Genomic DNA, 18,597 nt, shown 5'->3' on the forward strand with positions numbered 1-18,597 from the left:
ATAGAAAAACAACCTTATCTTGTGTAGAAGACACATTAGCCATGTACAACACATTAGAATTAAAAAAATACACAGCCGAAGATTTCGCTCTTTTTAGAGAACTTACCAAAGACGATGAAATCATGAAATATATTTCAGGCAAGGGATTGACAGCTGAGCAGGCCGAGAAAAAATTCGCTTCAATTCTCGAAATCAATACAGATCCATTATTGGGCTATTTTATGGTGATAGATTCCGATAGCCAATTATTTTTGGGCGACTGCAAATTGGTCAACTATAGAAAAGATCCAACCGTCTTTGAGATCGGTTATTTGCTTAAAAGGGAGTTTTGGCGTAAAGGTCTCGGCACCAAAATCTGTGAATCTCTGCTGGCCATGGCCAAAAGCATCGACGCCAATAAGGATGTGATCGGCATCATTGATCCAGATAATGCGGCCTCCAGACAATTACTGACAAAGTTTGGTTTTCAAAGCTACTTTGTTGGTATAGAAGATGAGGTTGCTACAGAAAAGCTTATTTTAAAACGCACATAACCTATTTTATCCAACCGAAAGAATAAGGTCAATTGCACATGACAATCCCCCCTATGAAGTTTAGTATCAAGATCAATCCAAATACACACGACAGCCTACAAGACACTTTATCTTTCTTTGGTGTAGATTGCAATCGCCCTTACTACATCTCATCCGGCAATCCCCTTTTCGAATACCCCAGAAATTCCTTCCGTATTGATTTTTACGCCATTTGCATTTGCACGGCCGGAACGATTACAGTAGAAATTGATAATCAAGAATATACACTAGCACAGCATAGCTTACTTGTTTCAGCACCTTCCACCGTCATCAAATTTACAGCGGTCAGCAAGGATTTCAGAATGAAACTACTTTTCTTTGACAAGTTGTTTCTACTTAAAAACATTGCCAACCCATTTTTTATAGAAAAACTGGGACTATTCAACAATGCAACATTCGCAATTATACCCGAGGCAGAAAAACTCGCCGGAAAATTATTAAGGCTCCTCGAATATTTAAGCGAGGTAACCCTCAGGGCGACACGTTTTACCCCCGACATTATTCGCACCATTATATTTAACCTGCTGCTAGAAATAGCCGATGTGCTCGCCGTGGAGGACCAACATGCAGTTGAAACAATTCAGGAGGCCAATAGCCTCTACTTTAAGTTTACGGACCTGGTACAGCAACACTGCAGCCAATCCAAAGATGTGAAATATTACGCCGATCGGTTATTTATTTCAAACAAATACCTGATTAGTATTGTTAAGAAGGCATCTGGAAAGACGCCACATGAAATCATAGACGAAAATTTGCTCAAAGAAGCGTATGCCCTACTCGGAAATCCTGAGAAGACCATTTCCGACATCGCCTACGCCATAGGCTTCAATTCGATCTCTGCATTTGGACGTTTTTTCAAAAAGTACTCCATGTTATCGCCTTCTGAATATCGAAAAAGACAAAATATGTAAAAAAAGGAAATTCGGTAGAACAATAGCGAATTTGAGGGCATAAATGATCTAAGGAGTATGGCTAACTTTACTCAAGAATTAAAAACAATAAGAATCATGAAAGAAATCACCTCAAAATTCGACAAAGTATTAAATGCATCTGCTGAATATGGAAATGTAAATCATGAACCGGATTCAAGCACAGAACAACAACGTAACACGCCTAAAAAGGCAATGCCTTTTTCAGATCAGATAGGAAATTACCAACGCAATAAAGGTATACCGAACAAATCCTACAAAGACAGCAAAATCTATATTGTCGGTAGCGGGATTGCGGGGATGTCTGCAGCATACTATTTCATCCGTGATGGACATGTCCCTGCGGAAAATATCACCTTCCTGGAGCAGTTACATATCGAAGGCGGATCCCTGGATGGTGCCGGCAATGCCAAGGATGGTTATGTCATCCGTGGTGGACGTGAAATGGACATGACTTATGAAAATCTATGGGATATGTTTCAGGATATTCCAGCATTGGAAATGCCAGCTCCCTACAGTGTACTTGACGAATATAGATTGATCAACGACAACGATTCCAACTATTCAAAAGCAAGACTTATCCATAATCTTGGTGAAATCAAAGATTTTAGCAAATTTGGGTTGGCCAAAAAAGATCAACTTGCAATTATCAAACTCCTGCTAAAAAAGAAAGAAGAATTGGATGACCTGACAATTGAAGATTATTTCAGCGAATCTTTCCTGAGCAGTAATTTCTGGACCTTTTGGCGGACCATGTTTGCTTTTGAAAACTGGCATAGCTTATTGGAATTGAAACTGTACATGCATCGCTTCCTTCATGCAATTGATGGATTAAACGACCTTTCTTCCCTTGTATTTCCTAAATACAATCAATACGATACCTTTGTCACCCCATTACGCAAGGTGTTACAAGATAAAGGTGTTAAGATCCAGTTTAATGTACTGGTCAAAGATCTTGACATACAAAACAACACCGAAGGAAAAACCGTTGCGGGTATCATTACCGAACAAGATGGTCAGGAAGTACGTATCCCACTAGGTCCAAATGACTTTGTCATTGTCACGACCGGTTCAATGACAGAAGACACCTTCTATGGTGATAATACCAAAGCACCGATCATCGGTATAGACAACAGTACCAGTGGACAGAGTGCCGGCTGGAAACTCTGGAAAAATTTGGCTGCTAAATCAGCTATTTTTGGTAAACCCGAAAAATTCTGCAGCAACATTGAAAAGTCAGCCTGGGAATCTGCTACCCTGACCTGTAAACCCTCGGCTTTGATTGAAAAATTAAAGGGCTATTCGGTCAATGATCCCTATTCAGGAAAAACAGTCACCGGCGGTATTATTACAATTACAGACTCCAACTGGTTGATGAGCTTTACCTGTAACAGACAGCCACACTTCCCTGGCCAGCCCGACGATGTCCTTGTACTTTGGGTTTATGCCCTATTTATGGACAAACAAGGAAATTATATTAAAAAGACTATGCCTGAATGTACCGGAGATGAAATTTTGGCCGAACTATGTCATCATCTGGGAATCATTGATCAATTGGATGATGTCATCAAAAATACCATCGTTCGCACGACATTTATGCCCTATATCACATCGATGTTTATGCCTCGTGCTAAAGGCGATCGCCCAAGAGTCGTTCCAAATGGCTGTAAAAATCTAGGTCTCGTTGGACAGTTCGTCGAAACCAACAACGATGTCGTATTTACCATGGAAAGCTCAGTCAGAACTGCACGTATAGCTGTGTACGAGCTCTTGAATCTCAACAAGCAAGTGCCTGATATCAATCCTTTACAATATGATATCCGTCATTTGTTGAAAGCCGCACGGACACTCAATGATGATAAGCCGTTCATCGGCGAAGGACTATTGCGTAAAATCCTGAAAGGATCTTATTTTGAACATATTCTTCCCGGAGGAGATGAAGAAAATGAAGATCATGAATCATTTTTGGCCGAGCAGTTCGGTAAATTCAGAGATTGGTTAAAAGGAATTAAGGGTTAATTCTAATCCACACGCCAAATCGCCTATGTCTTTAGAAAAGACATAGGCGATTTTATTCTCAATCCGCAGACACGCTAATTCGCATAGACTGCATTTAGCCAGCCAAAAACAGATTTGTTTTGGGCACTTGGTCCCATGGGCTTAGGCAGTTTAAGGACAGCAAGCAGCGCGTCAAATGCATCCGCAATCAATAGATCATCACGATTGCTAAATAAAGTGATAACAAGGTCTTTCTGTTGATCTAAATAAACAATATTATGGAAGCCCGTTGATTCTCCCGAATGGAAGAACAGCCTATTTCCCTCCAAAGGATAGATAAACCAGCCTAAATTGTAGGAAACACCATCTTTTACCGGAAGGCGCTCTGTTTCCAGAAAATCCTGTATAACAGCTTCGGGAAAACGCTTATGAAGCAAATAATTGGCCCATTGATGGTACTCCAAAGCCGATAGATAAACTCCGCCATCACCTTGAGTCGCACTGGTCACACTCTGATCAGCAAACACAAAGGTATCCCCCTTAGGATGATAACCGAAAGCCCGATTGGGGATATTTGAATCAACAGTATAGACGATTCCATCGCGGATACCATTCGGCAGAAACAAATGCTTTTTTACGAATGCTGCAAAAGGCTCCTTTGCCACCTTTTCCACAATCAAAGCCAACAGGCAATAGCCCGTATTACTGTACCTGAATTGACTCCCCGATGGAAAATAAACAGCATCAGTCTGCCGGATATAATCCAGCACATCCTTATCCGAAACCTGTGCTGTTCGATCACTTGGTATCAATGCCTCATAATCCATTATTCCCGAACGGTGTTGGAGTAATTGAGCGACGGTAATACCCTGCAAAGCCAAGGGCAAATCGTCAAAAAAGAGTCCCAATTGATCCGTTGGTTTTAGCTTGCCCTGAGCAAATAAACTGCAAATAGCTTGCGCTGTCACCTGCTTACTGACGGAGGCCATCCGAAAATGGGTCTTTTCTGTGATCTTTTGTTTCGTTTTCAGATCCGCTATTCCGACTGCATAGTGGTAACGGATCTGTCCATGCTGACTAATCGCAACAGCTATCCCAGGTTCATCTCCCTTAGGATAATAGCTGGAAAGCGTTTTATCTAATAAAGATTTCTCCATATTTTGTCCCGTCGCATAGCTGGTTACACACATAAAAAATAAAACGAGTTTTAGGTACATGATACTATAGTGCTGCATTGCTTTTATTTTTGTGTATTAATACAATTTAAGATCTGTATAGGTGGTACCAATAGGTATTATTCTATCAGCTATCCAGATCTGGGCTCGATCAAACTTTGTCATTTTGCCTTTTGCAACAATAAACGCCCTGTGGCAACGCACAAAATCAGACTTTGGCAGCAATTCGCTGAGCTCACTGATGGTGATCCTTGAGCTAATCAGTTTATCCGACAGATGTATTTGCGTATAGTTACCGGAAGCTTCGATATAGTGTATATCTTCAAATTCGATCTTTACATGTTCATAGCCATCTTTTACAAAAAAATAGCCCTTGTTGGTCTCAGCCTTTGCAGATCTCAGATGGTACAATTCATGTGCTTTGTTGCAGGCCTTTAGAAATCGAGCCATGGAAAAAGGCTTTAACAGATAATCAATTGCGTCAAGTTCAAAGCTCTGCAAAGCATGTTCGGAATAAGCGGTTGTAAAAATAATCATGGGAACCGTACTCAGGCTTTTCAGAAACTCGATACCTGAAATATCAGGCATCTTAATATCCAGAAAAATCAGATCAACATGTTGCCGCTGTAAATAACTGATTGCCATAAATGCATCTGTGAATGTTTCTCTCAATTCAATAAAGGGAACCTTTGACGTGTGATGGCTAATGACCTCCAAGGCCAACGGCTCATCATCTATCGCTATGGCTATCATACAAATTATTGGTTTAAAATCTTGTCAAGCTGCTCGTAAAGCTGCTGTCCATGACTCGATCGAAGCGCTTTTTCAACGACCAATTTTCCTGTTTTATCAAATATAAAATATTGTGGGTAATATTCCGCTTCGTCCTTGGCATTTCGTAGCAGCTCCTTCCAAAAGGGATCTATCTGTTCCCTATTTTTACCTAGTCAATATGTAAGGTCAAGTGGACAAAAAATTCCTGTGCATTTTCACGAATGATCAGCTCATGCCTGTCCTTATACAACAGCAATAGGCGTTTCCGTACATTGTCAAACCCCACACCACTTTTTAACTTTTCAGGATCATTGTCATTTTTGAGATTGATACTGTTACTGACATCAAAGAATAGCACATTGCCCCTGACCTGTAAGGAAATTTTGATATACGAGGGTTTCTGTAAACTAATACCATGTTTGAACGCATTCTCAACAAAAGGAATAAGCAACATCGGGGTAATTTGGTAATTTTCAAACTGCTCTTCAATCAACGTTTCGATCTTAATATCGGCAGATTGTGAGGTCCGAAGAGTTTGCAAGGCGATATAATTATTCAGGTATTCGACCTCTCGGATCAGCGAAATCTTATCCTGTGTATTCTCATGAAGCATAAACCGCATCATGTCCCCCAGCCGCTGGATGCCCTCCCCTGTTCTTTCGGCTTTTTCCTGCAAAGCGGTACCATACAATGTATTTAATGCATTAAACAAGAAATGTGGATTGATCTGTGACTTTAAGAAGTTGAGATTAGCATCCGATTTACCCAGTTCGGTACGTAGTGAGGTCAACTCAGAATTTTGTAAAACACGTTTTCTATACAAAAACCATGAAAGTGGAATACTGACCAATAACTGTGTAGGTAGATGAAACAACGCTACGATAAAAATTACTTCGGAAGTCCGGTTAAAGAAGAACAACGCCAAAATACATAAGGGTAACATGAGGACCAAACTAATGACAAAGATGTGCCAAAAATAGCTACTAAATTTCTTTTGTTGCCTGTACAGTTCAGGCAATAGGTAATAAAGCGAATAAATCACAATACCGACCGCAGAGAGCACCACCATGGTCCAGAGGATTGCAAACTGAAAATTTGATCTGGATGTAATCCATAAAAATAATCCTACAAACCAAAATCCTATCCCGAAAGCCAGATCCATCTTCATCTGTCTTTGGACAGCTGTATTTCCGTCCATATTTTTGAGCAGATAAGCAATAAAATACTTGCCACAGGTATAAACCGAAATAAGGATAACCATTAATGCCGTCTTATTAAATGCATCAAAAAATAGACGATTATATCCCTGTTGAATTGTCTTATAGGCCAACAACTCATAGGTATGACTGTATGTCTTAGCAATACCTAGAACTAGGCTAACGACAGCTATCAGCAGAACGATCAGGGAGTAATTTAATGCTTCGCGTTTCCTATCAATAAGTGCGGGGATCAGTATAAAATTCAGCGCCAAAAAACTTAGATAGACCGCTAAAATATAAAGGAACTTGGGCACAAAAAAGTTAAAGAAATAGGAATAGCTTATGCCTACGGTATTGAATTGTTCATGGATACCACCATCATTCCTTTGATTGGTGTCTGATACAAGGTTATAGCTGAATATAATAAAAAGCAGCGTTGCTAACCAGAATTCTACTTTTCGAAAATCTTTTAGTTTCATAATGTAATCAATTATTCATTTGTGTTTGCATTTAATGGTATTCATGAATGCTTCACATTTTGTTGTTAAATGGTCAAATGGAATATCCAGTTTTTCTTCGCATTGTTTTTGCCTTTTCAACATGGATATTTCATCTACGATTGGTTTTGATGATACAATACTAATAGAAATGAAAAGTTAAATAGAAAAAATGTGACGAATGCCCTAAAAAATGGGATGGGTAATTATTCTAGGAATTTCTTAAGTTCCCGATTGAGGCTTCTGACCGAAATACCGAGATAGGCAGCCATATCCTCTTTCTTGATCGCAATATCCTGCTGGGATTGGATTTCCAATAAACGATGTAAACTATGTTCCAGACTGTATAACTGCTGGTAAGATGCCCGGCTCGAGGTATGCACAATACGTTGTGCCATCACATCCAGCAACATATTGCTCCATGTGATATCTCTTTCCAATAGCTCCCTAAAATACGTTTTGGAAAATGCATAGACCGTCACATCGGTCATGGCCTGTATACTACACAGACTGGGAATATGACGAATGCTTTCGATCTCCCCAACGATTTCCCCGACCGAAAGAAATTCAACGATATACTCCTTGTCATTGGCCTCGGTAAAATAACACTTGGCTATCCCTTCACTGATAACCATAACCTTGGTGGATGCTGTTCCCTGATCATATAAGTTTTGCCCCTTGGTATACTTTCTGACCACAATATCTTCCTGACGCTGCTGCTGAGCGTAAAGTGTTATCGTACGATCCAAAAATGATTGATTTGTTCTTAACATAATGATCCGGGACAAATGTCCTTTTAATAATGATTTCCTTTTGAGAAATTAGCTTCATAAAATTACAAAAGTAGATTTAAAAACAGCATGATTTATTCAAGACGACTCTTCGATGTGAGTGGGTTAGATGAACTCTTGAATACTATGCCGCCGAAGGCAGCGTGAACCGAGCGCAGCGAGCTCACGAATACCTTAAAATACCAACTTAATGAGTAAACGAGCTCATGAAGACCATTGAAAATAAATGATGAACAACTAATGATACAAATGAAAAATAAGATAACAACCATCGCTTTTGATGCCGACGATACCCTCTGGGCCAATGAATCCTATTTTCAGGAAGCAGAAAGACAATTTTGCCTGCTTTTAGAAAACTACCTTCCACAACATACCGTCTCGCAGGAGCTCTTCGCTACCGAGATGAAGAATCTGCACTTATACGGCTATGGGATCAAAGGCTTTATGTTGTGTATGATTGAGACCGCCAATCGAATCTCGGAAAACAGGCTGCCCGTTGAGATCATTAATCAAATTATAGCGATCGGACATGAACTCTTGCAGAAGCCCATTGAATTGCTTCCCGGTGTGACTGAAACGCTGACCCAGCTAAAGGGCAATTACAGACTGGTCGTTGCAACCAAGGGTGATCTCTTGGATCAGGAACGGAAGTTAAAAAATTCGGGACTGGAAGACTATTTTCACCATATCGAAATCATGAGCGATAAAAGAGAAAAAGACTATCGTAAGTTACTCAAGCATCTGGATTGCGCACCTGATCGCTTTATGATGCTGGGCAATTCACTCAAATCCGATATCCTTCCGGTACTCGAGCTCGGCGGGTTTGGTGTTCATATTCCCTATCATGTGACCTGGACACATGAACAGCATGAGGTTAATTTAGAACACGAACGCTTTATTGCCATTCAACGAGTCGATGAGATCCTGACACATCTGGGCTAAAGGCATTTGAACAGCGTAAGCTAGCACATTGTCTACAAAACACTAGCTTATGCTGTTTGACGCTTAATAGGTCATCTGCTCGTCCATTTCATATTTCATACCCGGATAACCGAGTATACGTCGCATCAATGCCATCTGACCGCAGAGATAATCCTGCCGTCCAATGCACATCCCTATAAAATTGAGTTTGTTCTCCTCGACAAAAGGAACGTTCATATCAATTTTGAAAATCTCCGCCAATTGCGCATCGTCTACTTCCAACAGACGCTGATAGACTTTTGGGGAAATGGCATAGAAACTATCTTTCAATTCTTTTAAACTTGGGTAGTTAAATTGTTCATCCAATGTTTTACCCATAAAAAATAAGTCGTGGTAGGGATCTTCCTCCTGAAGGCCCAAAATGTATGCAATCCCATAACGTACATTGACAAAATTACCGGCCATCCACACCATGTGGTTGGTCTGCCCGTTGATACGTTGACGTGCGTGCTCCTCCGTGATACCATCCAAAACATTGATAAAACTTTGACTGTGCATCCGATACGCAGGAATAATGACTTCTAATTTTGCTGATTTTGGTTTATCCATTGCTCATTGATCTATAGGTGCCAGGCACCTGGTTATTCATCAAAGTTAGCTGATTTAGCGCATGCTACTCTTGTCGTATGGCAAGAATATAAAAAGTTATGGCTTTCTGCTGTCATTGCATATCAGGGCGAATTTGTGTAGGTTTGAAGGACAAATTCTAAATTTCTTCAAATTTCAACGCTTATCTTAGCATCATGAAGATACTGATCATCGAAGACGAGGAAGAACTGGCCAAAGGTATAGCAACATACCTCTGTGAGCAACAGTATTTATGTGAGTTTGCCAACTCCCTGCATGATGCTTTGGATAAAATCCAGTTGTTTCAGTACGATTGCATCCTACTCGATATCGGTCTGCCCGATGGTAATGGTTTGCGTTTATTAGAAGAACTGAAGAAAGATAACAAGCAGGATGGTGTCATTATTATCTCGGCAAAAAATGCCGTAGATGATAAGATTGCCGGACTTCAACTTGGCGCAGACGATTATCTTACCAAGCCATTTCACCTTTCGGAGCTTGCTGCACGAATTTACTCCTTAATGCGCCGGAAACAATTTAACAATTCAAACGTTGTCAGCGTCAACGAAATTCAGATTGATCTGTTAGCGAAAACAGTACTTGCAAACAATAATCCTGTGATCCTGACCAAGAAAGAATTTGATCTGCTGATGTTTTTTATTGGAAACAAAAACCGGGTTATCTCTAAAAGTACATTGGCCGAACACCTGTCAGGAGATATTGCCGATATGCTAGATAATCACGATTTTGTTTATGCCCATGTCAAAAACCTCAAAAAAAAGTTGCAGGATGCCGGAGCCTATCCGTATATAAAAACGGTATATGGTACAGGATATAAATGGGAACATCAAAGCGATATCAGCACATGAAGCCACTACTCAAGAAAATAACCAATCCCTTCCTACTCTATGTGTTGATTGTACTTGGCGTTAGCGTCCCAGTTTATTATGTTGTTATTGATGGTATCTGGAAAAGCGAGCTTGACGAACACAATAAAATTATTGTTGAAAAGACGGCCTTCGAGCTCAACGGCCTACAGCTTTCTGACGACAAATTACAACACAGCATAGCGATATGGAATAGCATACAGCCAAGTACAGATATCCGCAAACTAGGGACAAACGATTCAGGCAAAGACAGTATTTACACCATAGAAAAACAAAAATCGTATGTTGCGCATGAAAATATAGATCGTTTTCGATGCCTCTCGACAGTGGTTCAAATCAATGGCAGCCCCTATCGCTTTACTGTCGAAACCAATATTGAAGAGTCCATAGAGACGATTGCCGCTATCGCTGCCACTACACTCTTTTTCTTTATTATGCTTGTTTTGGGGATACTGATCCTTTCAAGAAGGATATCAACAAAAGTCTGGGCACCTTTCCGGGATACTGTCGAAAAATTAAAATCATTTAATCTCAACAGTCAACATCAAATTACCTTTCAACAGACCGATACCATTGAATTTCATGAGCTGAATCAATCTTTGGAAAAACTGCTCAAAAAAAATGTAGCCGTCTACCGTTCACAAAAAGAATTTACGGAAAACGCCTCCCATGAACTGCAGACCCCCCTGGCTATCCTCAAAAATAAACTTGATATCCTACTCCAATCACCCAACCTAAGTACAGAACAATACTTACAAATTGAAGATATGCACAGGGCACTCAGCCGGAGTACACGTATTAATCGAAACCTCCTATTGCTGGCAAAAATTGACAACAGTCAATTTGACCATTCAGAGACATTGCGGCTGGACAGCTTGTTATTACAGTCCATTTCGACCATGCAGGAGCATTTTGAACAAAAACAGCTTACCGTTGAAGAAAATATCCAACCAGATGTGCTGTTTACAGGCAACAGCAGTCTGACCGAAATTCTGATCAATAATTTATTGTTGAATGCCATTCGTTATAGTGCATCAAACAATATGATCGCCATCCAACTGACCGAAACCTATTTAGAAATCGACAATCCGGGAGAAGTCGCCCTCGACCCCAACACCCTATTCAAACGCTTTTCCAAGCTTTCAAAAAATAATCTGGGCAGCGGACTGGGACTAGCAATTGTGCTGGAAATCGCGCGATATCAGGGATGGACAGTCCAATATCGTTTTGAAAACAAAAAACACATTTTTTCGGTCCAATTCTAAAAATTCCAAATATATTCTAAATTGCTTCGCAGCTTTACTTCGTACTATTTAAGAAGAAAGCTATGAAATCCACTACGCGCACAAGACCGCATCTTTGTTTATTTCTCTTCATGTTACTGTGTTTGGCGGGGTCCATGCCGACGACAGCACAGGTAAGCACAGCCACAATTTCGGGCATCGTCAAAAGTCAAACGACCAACAGTCCTCTGCCTTATGTCAATCTTGTCCTCAAACATACTACAGACAGCAGCTTCGTGACCGGAACAGTGAGTGATGATGCTGGACGATACAAACTTAGCAGTGTCGCCAGTGGCCATTATACACTGGAAGTTTCCTATACAGGATTCAAAACCGTCAAACAGTCCATTTTTGTTGGGACACTGTCTCCTTTCCTCGAACTGCCCACAATCGTTTTATCAGAGAGCGCTACCCAATTGCAAACCGTCGAGGTAAATGCAACGCGGAGTGGAATTAGCCAGCAATTGGACAAAAAAACCTATACTGTCGCTGACAACATCAGTCAAAGCGGTGGCTCAGCATTGCAACAGATGCAAGCGCTACCGGGAGTCACTGTTCAGGACGGCAAAGTGCTGTTACGGGGAAATGAAAAAGTAGCGATTTTGATTGACGGTAGGCAGACAGCCATGACTGGCTTTGGCAGTCAGACCGGACTCGACAATTTACCCTCCTCAGCGATCGAAAAAATTGAAATTATCAATAATCCCTCAGCAAAATACGACGCCAATGGGAATGCCGGAATTATCAATATCATTTTGAAGAAAAACAAACAGCTGGGATTCAATGGCAAGGTCGGTTTTACCACCGGACTGGGATCCCTCTGGGAGAGAAAGGAAAACCTGCCGACTATCCGGCCCCAATATACCCTGACCCCCAAAATCAACCCCACTCTTTCCCTGAATTATCGAAAAGATAAAGTCAACATCTTTGTCCAGGCAGACAACCTCTATACACATACATTAAACAAAAATGAATACGTAACACGTACCTACGATGATGGCACCCTGATCAAATCGCAGTTGAAACGCAACAGAAACACCAATTTTCTGACCACAAAAGCTGGAGTAGACTGGAATATGGATGCTCAAAACAGCTTAACCATCTCAGGCATGTATGGGAGTGAAAAAATTATAGATCGTGGTGATCAACCATTCTTTAATGGCGATTTATCCCAGCGCAACCGCCTTTGGCAGTTTTTGGAAGACGAGCTAAAGACGACAGCAATGGCGACAGCCTCTTTTCAGCATAAATTTAAAGAAGCGGGACATCTGCTCAATGCAGGTTTCAACTATACATTCCATCGCGAAGACGAAAAGTATTTCTACGATAATTATCTCCCGAATAGTACAGGGAAAGATGCGTTCAAACTACTGTCTGATGAACAAGTATATGATTTCAACCTCGATTACATCAAACCTCTTAAATATGGACGGATAGAGACCGGAATCAAGCTACGTGACAGAAAAATACCCACCAATATGCAGTTTATTCCCGGCACAAATTCCGTATTGGATAGCAATGCAGGTGGTTGGGCCACTTATAAAGAGTTGATTCCTGCCTGGTACGGAAACTACATCTATGAAAATGAGAAATGGGAAGCTGAATTAGGTATACGACTGGAATATGTACGTATCCAATATGATGTCAATCCCAACCATCCCACCTACAAAAGTGACGGATACAATTACACACAGCCCTTTCCAAATGTACGCTTAGCATATAAACTGGATGACAACAATAAACTGTCCATCTTCTATAACCGTCGGGTAGACAGACCCAATGAGGTCGATATCCGTATATTCCCAAAGTATGATGATGCCGAAATTATCAAGGTCGGAAATCCAGACTTACGGCCCCAGTTTACCAATTCCATCGAACTCGGATACAAACGCAACTGGACGAAAGGCTACCTCTACACAGCACTTTTCCACCGCTTTGCCGACGGAACAATCAGTAGAATCTCCACAACGAGTCCTGGTAGCAATTGGATTTATGCCGTATTCCAAAATGCCGGTCGTAGCTACAATACGGGTATGGAAGCAATCTGGAACCAAAAGGTCAGTGATAGCTATTCTTTTAATATCAATGGTAATCTCTACCGTAATCAGATCAATGCCTTTTCAGTTGAAAATCGATATCCCCAACCCAGTCTATTTTCAGCAGAGAGACAGACCCTGATTTCCGGTAACTTAAAATGGAACAATACCTTTCACCTCAAATCAGGTTGGGATGCTCAATTTACAGCGATCTACCTTGCTCCGGACCTGATCCCACAAGGCAAATTGTTTGCACGGTTTTCCATCGATGCCGGAGTCAAAAAAAGTATACAGCACAACAAAGGAGAAATATTCCTGAATGCCACAGACCTTCTCAATACGATGGTCAACAAACGTGAAATCCAGGGAATGGGCTTCCGCTATACCAGTGCCGACTATTATGAAACTCAGGTGATCCGCATCGGTTACAATTACAAATTTTAAGATTGATTAAAAACACTTTACATATGATCAAACCTGTCTTATTGTTGCTTGTGACAGCACTCTTCCCATTTAGCAGTGCTATCACGCAGATATTACAACAGCCCAAAACGGTAATTACCGAAGAACAGGGAAGTACCTTGGCATTAGTCAAAGATCCCCTTCGCTTAAATACGGTCACCGATCTTAATCAGCCGTCCCAGCGCTGGAAAAATGATTCAAACGCGAATTTATGGCCGATACAGGGCGATACGATCACCCATATGTTCAAAAATGCATCAAAGATGTCTACGAATTCGCCCTATAAACTCCGGTATACCAATTTTATTGTACCAACGGTGTTCATCGGGTTTGGTGTAGCCAGTTTAAGCAGCGATGCCCTTAAAAAGCTAAATTCGTCCACCAAAGACGAAATTGCCGAACATCGATTAAGCCACATGAAATTGGATAATTATAGTCAATATGTTCCGGCACTTATGGTTTACGGGCTCAATGCATTTGGTGTGAAAGGTAAACACAATTTTAGAGACAGAACAGTGATTTACCTCACCTCACAATTGATTTCCGGAGCGATGGTGATTCCGCTGAAACACCTGGTAAAAGAAGTTCGTCCAGACAGTTCCGATGCCCTATCTTTTCCCTCGGGACATACGGCGACGGCATTTTCTTCCGCCCAATTTATGTATCACGAATACCGGGACAGTAACTTTTGGCTAAGTATTTCGGGGTATCCCTTTGCTATATTCACAGGTATTTACCGTACGATCAACAACCGTCACTGGGTAGGCGACGTCGTTGCTGGAGCTGGCTTCGGCATATTATCGACCGAACTCGCCTATTGGCTCCATCCCAAAATCAATCAGCTGCTGTTCAAAGATAAACCGAATACCTCATCCATGGTCATGCCCTTCTATCAGAACCGGCAATTTGGGTTAAGCTATGCACGGCAGTTTTAAAGAATTCCACCCGAGGCAACAAAAGAATAGTCTTCAAATAACGAAACCAAGGTAAATTTGATAACTTTGTCCTGTACCGTCCATACGCTTTGGTCGAAGTCAATATTGAGGTTGAAGTATTAACGAATAATCTTTCGCTGTTGTATGAAGATTCTTTTAGTCGAAGATGATGTCCGTGTCGCGGGACTAATAAAACGCGGGCTGGATGAAAACGAATTTCAGACCGACATTGCCTATGATGGTATTTCAGGAAAGAAAATGGCCCTGCAGCACGATTTCGACCTGATTATTACCGATATCGTATTACCCAAGATGGACGGGCTTGATCTCTGTAAGGAAATCCGCCATATCAAACCCGACCTGCCCATCATCATGCTTACCGCACTCGGTACCACAGATGACAAAATAGAAGGTTTTGATGCTGGGGCGGACGATTATCTGGTCAAACCTTTCGAAATGCGGGAGCTATTGGCGCGGATACGGGTGCTGCTCAAACGCTATCAGAAACAGGACAGCACTACAGGAACCATCCTGCGCTATGCGGATCTGGAAATGAATCTGCATACCAAAAATGTCAGACGCAACAATATCGATATCAGTCTGACACCCAAAGAATTCAAACTACTCCACTACCTGCTGCTGCACCCCGAACGTGTATTGTCAAGAATGGAGATTGCCGAAAAAGTCTGGGAAACCCATTTCGATACCGGCACGAATTTTATTGATGTCTATATCAATTACCTCCGAAAAAAAGTAGACAAGGATTTTGATAAAAAATATATCCACACCAAATCTGGGATGGGCTTTATTTTAAAACAGGACTAATGCAGATCAGAACGCGAATCACCATACTTTTTACAGTCGTCACAGCGACCATCCTGATGGTATTTGCCTGCACGGTTTATTATTCGGCCGTAGAGAATCGGGAGAATGAATTTTATGCCCTCCTCAAAAAAGAAGCCTACACCAAAGCAAATCTGTTTTTAAATGCACAGGTAGACAGAAAAACACTGCAAGATATCTACCACAACAACCGAAAAATTCTCAACGAGGTTGAAGTAGCCATCTATGACACCCGTTTTAAGCTATTGTACCATGATGCCGTAGACATTGATTTTGTCAAGGAGACGCCGGCTATGTTGCGGGATGTTGTCAAAAAAAAGGAAATTGGCTTTTATCAGGACAAATGGCAGGTGATCGGCATTACCTATGCATACAACAATGCGAATTTCATCATCACTGCTGCCGCTTATGATCAGTATGGTTACAATAAACTTCAAAATCTGTTATCGACCATCATTATTGTTTTTATTTTTGCGGTCTTTTTAAGCTATGCCGCCGGAATATTTTTCTCAAAAAAAGTATTCCGTCCGATTCAGGCCATGACGCAAAAAGTCAAAAACATATCGGCCAATAGCTTGGATGCAAGACTTCAGAGCACAGGTAATAAAGATGAACTATCCGAACTGGCAAACACCTTTAACGATATGCTGAACCGTCTTGAAAACTCCTTTGATGGCCAAAAGCACTTTGTCTCCAATATTTCCCACGAACTGCGCACACCTTTGGCAGCAATGATTACCGAACTCGAAATTTCCACGAATAAAGACCGAAGCACCGCTGAATACAAGGTTATCATTGACAACACGCTAAACGACGCCCAGAAACTAAAAAAACTGTTTAATAGTCTACTGGATTTTGCCAAGGCGAGTTACGATAGTTCAGAGATTTCCTTCAAAGCACTACGTGTCGATGAAATCCTGCTTGACGCCTGCCAGCAGGTTTTGCAGGCCAATCCCGATTATAAACTCGACATTTTCATTGATCCCGCTCTGGAAGACGAGCAGATGATTTCGACTGTCGGCAATGGATACCTCCTCCAGGTCGCTTTTGTAAATTTAATTGAAAACGCCTGTAAGTTTTCCGATAACCAAAAATGTTCCATAGCGATTAAATCCAGTGGAACGTCTATACAACTAGAATTTAAAGATGACGGCATAGGCATCGAGCCTCAGGATCTTGAACGCATATTTACCCCTTTCTATCGCGGCAACAACAAAGCCTACAGTGAAGGGAATGGCATCGGTCTCTCACTGACCAAAAAGATTATTCTACTGCATCAAGGCGAAATTCTTGTCCGCTCAACGAAAGGCATCGGTAGTGTATTCCAGATCAATCTACCCCATCCATCAGCACTCTAATAAAATTCTAATATTTTTCTAAAGCCTCTCTAACTGCCTTCCAGCAGAGGCATAGATAGCTTTGCACCATAATTTTTTAGAAACAGAAACGCCGGTCATCAACCGCCCATTCGTTGAACAGTTCTTGAATGAGTAGAAGATGGCTTTTAGAAACTAAAAACAATGGTTAACCGCGCTATCAAAATTCCTATCCATCCCCTTAGATTCATGGGCTGGATCGCTGCCCTCACGATCATGCAAGCATGCACTCAACGCTCCGCTGTATCTTCGGACGAATCCTCGGCCCTGCATTTCGCAGGTGACACCCTGACGATCAACGCACATGCGCCACTGCTGTCCAAGATCAAGTGTACCGCCGTCGTCCAGCAACCGCATCAGTTGACATTCAGCACCGCCGCTATGGTCAAAATCATCCCCAATAGTTATGTTGAAATCCCCATGCCCTTTGCGGGGCGGGTTGTCAGATCCTACGTGAGCCTGGGGCAGAAAGTAGCGGTCAATACAGCCTTATTTTCAATCAGTTCTTCGGATTATTTCGATGCACAACGAACATACCTTGAGGCCAAACAAACCTATGCCCTGGCAGCAAATGTTTTAAAACGTCAAAAAGATCTGCTTAGCCACGGTGTCGGTACACAAAAAGAACTTGAAGAAGCGGAAACCAATTTTGCCATTAGCAACACGACGCTCAATAATGCGACAGCAGCTTTAAAAATATATGACAACAACCCGGCGCAGGTCGTGCTTGGTCAGCCCCTGCTCGTCCGTTCACCCATCCATGGTGAAATCCTCAGCAATACCATTGTCCTTGGCCAATACAATAAAGAAGACGCTCCAGCTTTACTCCGGATTGCCGAACTGTCGAAAGTATGGGTTTCGGCCTATATCAAAGAAAAAGACCTCGGTGCCATAGATCAGATCCGCAGTGTCGAAGTGCGCATTGACAACCAGCCCACAAAAAGACTGCAAGGAAAGATTGTCCATATCAATCAGTTTGTCGACGAAGCAAATCGCAATATCGAAGTGCTAGTTGAATGCGACAATAAAGATCGGCTGCTCAAACCCGGTATGTATGTCAATACGCAATTTGAACAGCTAGCTGCTGCCAGTATATTTATTCCTGCGAAAGCTGTACTCCAATTTAATGATAAAAGCTTTGTCTGGGTACAGCTAGCACCGCACACATTTATGAGGCGATATGTACAGACCGGTGTCACCGAAAATGAGCAGATTCAGATTATACAGGGTCTGTCCAACGGTGAACAGATCATCGGTGAGGGCGCATTTTATCTACTAGCAAGCAACTAAAT

16 protein-coding genes are annotated in these 18,597 nt (G+C 41.6%); 11 read left to right on the plus strand and 5 right to left on the minus strand.

Annotated features, from left to right (window positions below; genetic code table 11):
- The first annotated feature begins 41 nt into the window (after nt 1-41).
- From ABFX33_RS07645 to ABFX33_RS07655, 3 genes are all read left to right on the plus strand, one after another.
- Nucleotides 42-533, plus strand: a complete 492-nt coding sequence (locus ABFX33_RS07645) for a GNAT family N-acetyltransferase (protein WP_346085302.1) — start codon at nt 42-44, stop codon at nt 531-533.
- A gap of 53 nt (nt 534-586) precedes the next feature.
- Nucleotides 587-1,483 (plus strand): helix-turn-helix domain-containing protein, encoded by an 897-nt coding sequence (locus tag ABFX33_RS07650; protein ID WP_346085304.1) that lies wholly within the window; start codon nt 587-589, stop codon nt 1,481-1,483.
- Between the two features lie 96 nt (nt 1,484-1,579).
- Nucleotides 1,580-3,520, plus strand: coding sequence for an oleate hydratase (locus ABFX33_RS07655; protein WP_120259318.1), 1,941 nt, complete (start codon nt 1,580-1,582; stop codon nt 3,518-3,520).
- Between the two features lie 74 nt (nt 3,521-3,594).
- Here ABFX33_RS07655 and ABFX33_RS07660 read toward each other — a convergent pair whose 3' ends face one another.
- From ABFX33_RS07660 to ABFX33_RS07675, 4 genes are all read right to left on the minus strand, one after another.
- Nucleotides 3,595-4,734 (minus strand): serine hydrolase domain-containing protein, encoded by a 1,140-nt coding sequence (locus tag ABFX33_RS07660; RefSeq protein ID WP_346085305.1) that lies wholly within the window; start codon nt 4,732-4,734, stop codon nt 3,595-3,597.
- A gap of 18 nt (nt 4,735-4,752) precedes the next feature.
- Nucleotides 4,753-5,427 (minus strand): LytR/AlgR family response regulator transcription factor, encoded by a 675-nt coding sequence (locus ABFX33_RS07665; RefSeq protein WP_257088017.1) that lies wholly within the window; start codon nt 5,425-5,427, stop codon nt 4,753-4,755.
- A 190-nt stretch (nt 5,428-5,617) separates the two neighbouring features.
- Entirely contained in the window at nt 5,618-7,126 is a 1,509-nt protein-coding gene (locus ABFX33_RS07670) for a sensor histidine kinase (RefSeq protein ID WP_346085307.1), read from the minus strand.
- A 224-nt stretch (nt 7,127-7,350) separates the two neighbouring features.
- Entirely contained in the window at nt 7,351-7,917 is a 567-nt protein-coding gene (locus ABFX33_RS07675) for a Crp/Fnr family transcriptional regulator (RefSeq protein WP_120259020.1), read from the minus strand.
- Nucleotides 7,918-8,184: 267 nt separating this feature from the next.
- Here ABFX33_RS07675 and ABFX33_RS07680 point away from each other — a divergent pair, with 267 nt between their 5' ends.
- Nucleotides 8,185-8,877, plus strand: a complete 693-nt coding sequence (locus ABFX33_RS07680) for an HAD family hydrolase (RefSeq protein WP_257088013.1) — start codon at nt 8,185-8,187, stop codon at nt 8,875-8,877.
- Between the two features lie 63 nt (nt 8,878-8,940).
- Here ABFX33_RS07680 and ABFX33_RS07685 read toward each other — a convergent pair whose 3' ends face one another.
- Nucleotides 8,941-9,465, minus strand: coding sequence for a DinB family protein (locus tag ABFX33_RS07685; RefSeq protein WP_346085309.1), 525 nt, complete (start codon nt 9,463-9,465; stop codon nt 8,941-8,943).
- Between the two features lie 194 nt (nt 9,466-9,659).
- Here ABFX33_RS07685 and ABFX33_RS07690 point away from each other — a divergent pair, with 194 nt between their 5' ends.
- The 7 genes from ABFX33_RS07690 to ABFX33_RS07720 all read left to right on the plus strand — a co-directional run bounded on the left by ABFX33_RS07690 (nt 9,660) and on the right by ABFX33_RS07720 (nt 18,595).
- A complete protein-coding gene (locus tag ABFX33_RS07690) occupies nt 9,660-10,352 on the plus strand; it encodes a response regulator transcription factor (protein WP_346085311.1) in 693 nt (230 codons plus the stop codon).
- Nucleotides 10,349-11,635, plus strand: a complete 1,287-nt coding sequence (porY, locus tag ABFX33_RS07695; RefSeq protein ID WP_346085312.1) for a PorY family sensor histidine kinase — start codon at nt 10,349-10,351, stop codon at nt 11,633-11,635. The genes ABFX33_RS07690 and porY overlap by 4 nt, the downstream gene beginning before the upstream one ends.
- A 62-nt stretch (nt 11,636-11,697) precedes the next feature.
- Nucleotides 11,698-14,133: a TonB-dependent receptor gene (locus tag ABFX33_RS07700; RefSeq protein WP_346085313.1), complete on the plus strand. Its 2,436-nt coding sequence runs from the start codon at nt 11,698-11,700 to the stop codon at nt 14,131-14,133.
- 23 nt (nt 14,134-14,156) lie between these two features.
- Nucleotides 14,157-15,086: a phosphatase PAP2 family protein gene (locus ABFX33_RS07705; RefSeq protein WP_257088007.1), complete on the plus strand. Its 930-nt coding sequence runs from the start codon at nt 14,157-14,159 to the stop codon at nt 15,084-15,086.
- 144 nt (nt 15,087-15,230) lie between these two features.
- On the plus strand, nt 15,231-15,911 hold the full coding sequence (locus ABFX33_RS07710; RefSeq protein WP_121125026.1) for a response regulator transcription factor: 681 nt from the start codon (nt 15,231-15,233) through the stop codon (nt 15,909-15,911).
- On the plus strand, nt 15,911-17,287 hold the full coding sequence (locus ABFX33_RS07715) for a HAMP domain-containing sensor histidine kinase (RefSeq protein ID WP_346085315.1): 1,377 nt from the start codon (nt 15,911-15,913) through the stop codon (nt 17,285-17,287). Before ABFX33_RS07710 ends, ABFX33_RS07715 begins: the two co-directional genes overlap by 1 nt.
- A gap of 162 nt (nt 17,288-17,449) precedes the next feature.
- Nucleotides 17,450-18,595: an efflux RND transporter periplasmic adaptor subunit gene (locus ABFX33_RS07720; RefSeq protein WP_346085316.1), complete on the plus strand. Its 1,146-nt coding sequence runs from the start codon at nt 17,450-17,452 to the stop codon at nt 18,593-18,595.
- The last annotated feature ends 2 nt before the right edge of the window (nt 18,596-18,597 follow it).

It is taken from the genome of Sphingobacterium ginsenosidimutans (genome assembly GCF_039536865.1).
In the GTDB taxonomy this organism is placed as follows: Bacteria; Bacteroidota; Bacteroidia; order Sphingobacteriales; family Sphingobacteriaceae; genus Sphingobacterium; species Sphingobacterium detergens.

What these genes read in the sequence shown, in the direction of transcription:
- ABFX33_RS07645 (WP_346085302.1), top strand. Translation starts at nt 42, where the DNA reads ATGTACAACACATTAGAATTAAAAAAATACACAGCCGAAGATTTCGCT.
- ABFX33_RS07650 (WP_346085304.1), top strand. Translation starts at nt 587, where the DNA reads ATGAAGTTTAGTATCAAGATCAATCCAAATACACACGACAGCCTACAA.
- ABFX33_RS07655 (WP_120259318.1), top strand. Translation starts at nt 1,580, where the DNA reads ATGAAAGAAATCACCTCAAAATTCGACAAAGTATTAAATGCATCTGCT.
- ABFX33_RS07660 (WP_346085305.1), bottom strand. Translation starts at nt 4,734, where the DNA reads ATGCAGCACTATAGTATCATGTACCTAAAACTCGTTTTATTTTTTATG.
- ABFX33_RS07665 (WP_257088017.1), bottom strand. Translation starts at nt 5,427, where the DNA reads ATGATAGCCATAGCGATAGATGATGAGCCGTTGGCCTTGGAGGTCATT.
- ABFX33_RS07670 (WP_346085307.1), bottom strand. Translation starts at nt 7,126, where the DNA reads ATGAAACTAAAAGATTTTCGAAAAGTAGAATTCTGGTTAGCAACGCTG.
- ABFX33_RS07675 (WP_120259020.1), bottom strand. Translation starts at nt 7,917, where the DNA reads ATGTTAAGAACAAATCAATCATTTTTGGATCGTACGATAACACTTTAC.
- ABFX33_RS07680 (WP_257088013.1), top strand. Translation starts at nt 8,185, where the DNA reads ATGAAAAATAAGATAACAACCATCGCTTTTGATGCCGACGATACCCTC.
- ABFX33_RS07685 (WP_346085309.1), bottom strand. Translation starts at nt 9,465, where the DNA reads ATGGATAAACCAAAATCAGCAAAATTAGAAGTCATTATTCCTGCGTAT.
- ABFX33_RS07690 (WP_346085311.1), top strand. Translation starts at nt 9,660, where the DNA reads ATGAAGATACTGATCATCGAAGACGAGGAAGAACTGGCCAAAGGTATA.
- porY (WP_346085312.1), top strand. Translation starts at nt 10,349, where the DNA reads ATGAAGCCACTACTCAAGAAAATAACCAATCCCTTCCTACTCTATGTG.
- ABFX33_RS07700 (WP_346085313.1), top strand. Translation starts at nt 11,698, where the DNA reads ATGAAATCCACTACGCGCACAAGACCGCATCTTTGTTTATTTCTCTTC.
- ABFX33_RS07705 (WP_257088007.1), top strand. Translation starts at nt 14,157, where the DNA reads ATGATCAAACCTGTCTTATTGTTGCTTGTGACAGCACTCTTCCCATTT.
- ABFX33_RS07710 (WP_121125026.1), top strand. Translation starts at nt 15,231, where the DNA reads ATGAAGATTCTTTTAGTCGAAGATGATGTCCGTGTCGCGGGACTAATA.
- ABFX33_RS07715 (WP_346085315.1), top strand. Translation starts at nt 15,911, where the DNA reads ATGCAGATCAGAACGCGAATCACCATACTTTTTACAGTCGTCACAGCG.
- ABFX33_RS07720 (WP_346085316.1), top strand. Translation starts at nt 17,450, where the DNA reads ATGGTTAACCGCGCTATCAAAATTCCTATCCATCCCCTTAGATTCATG.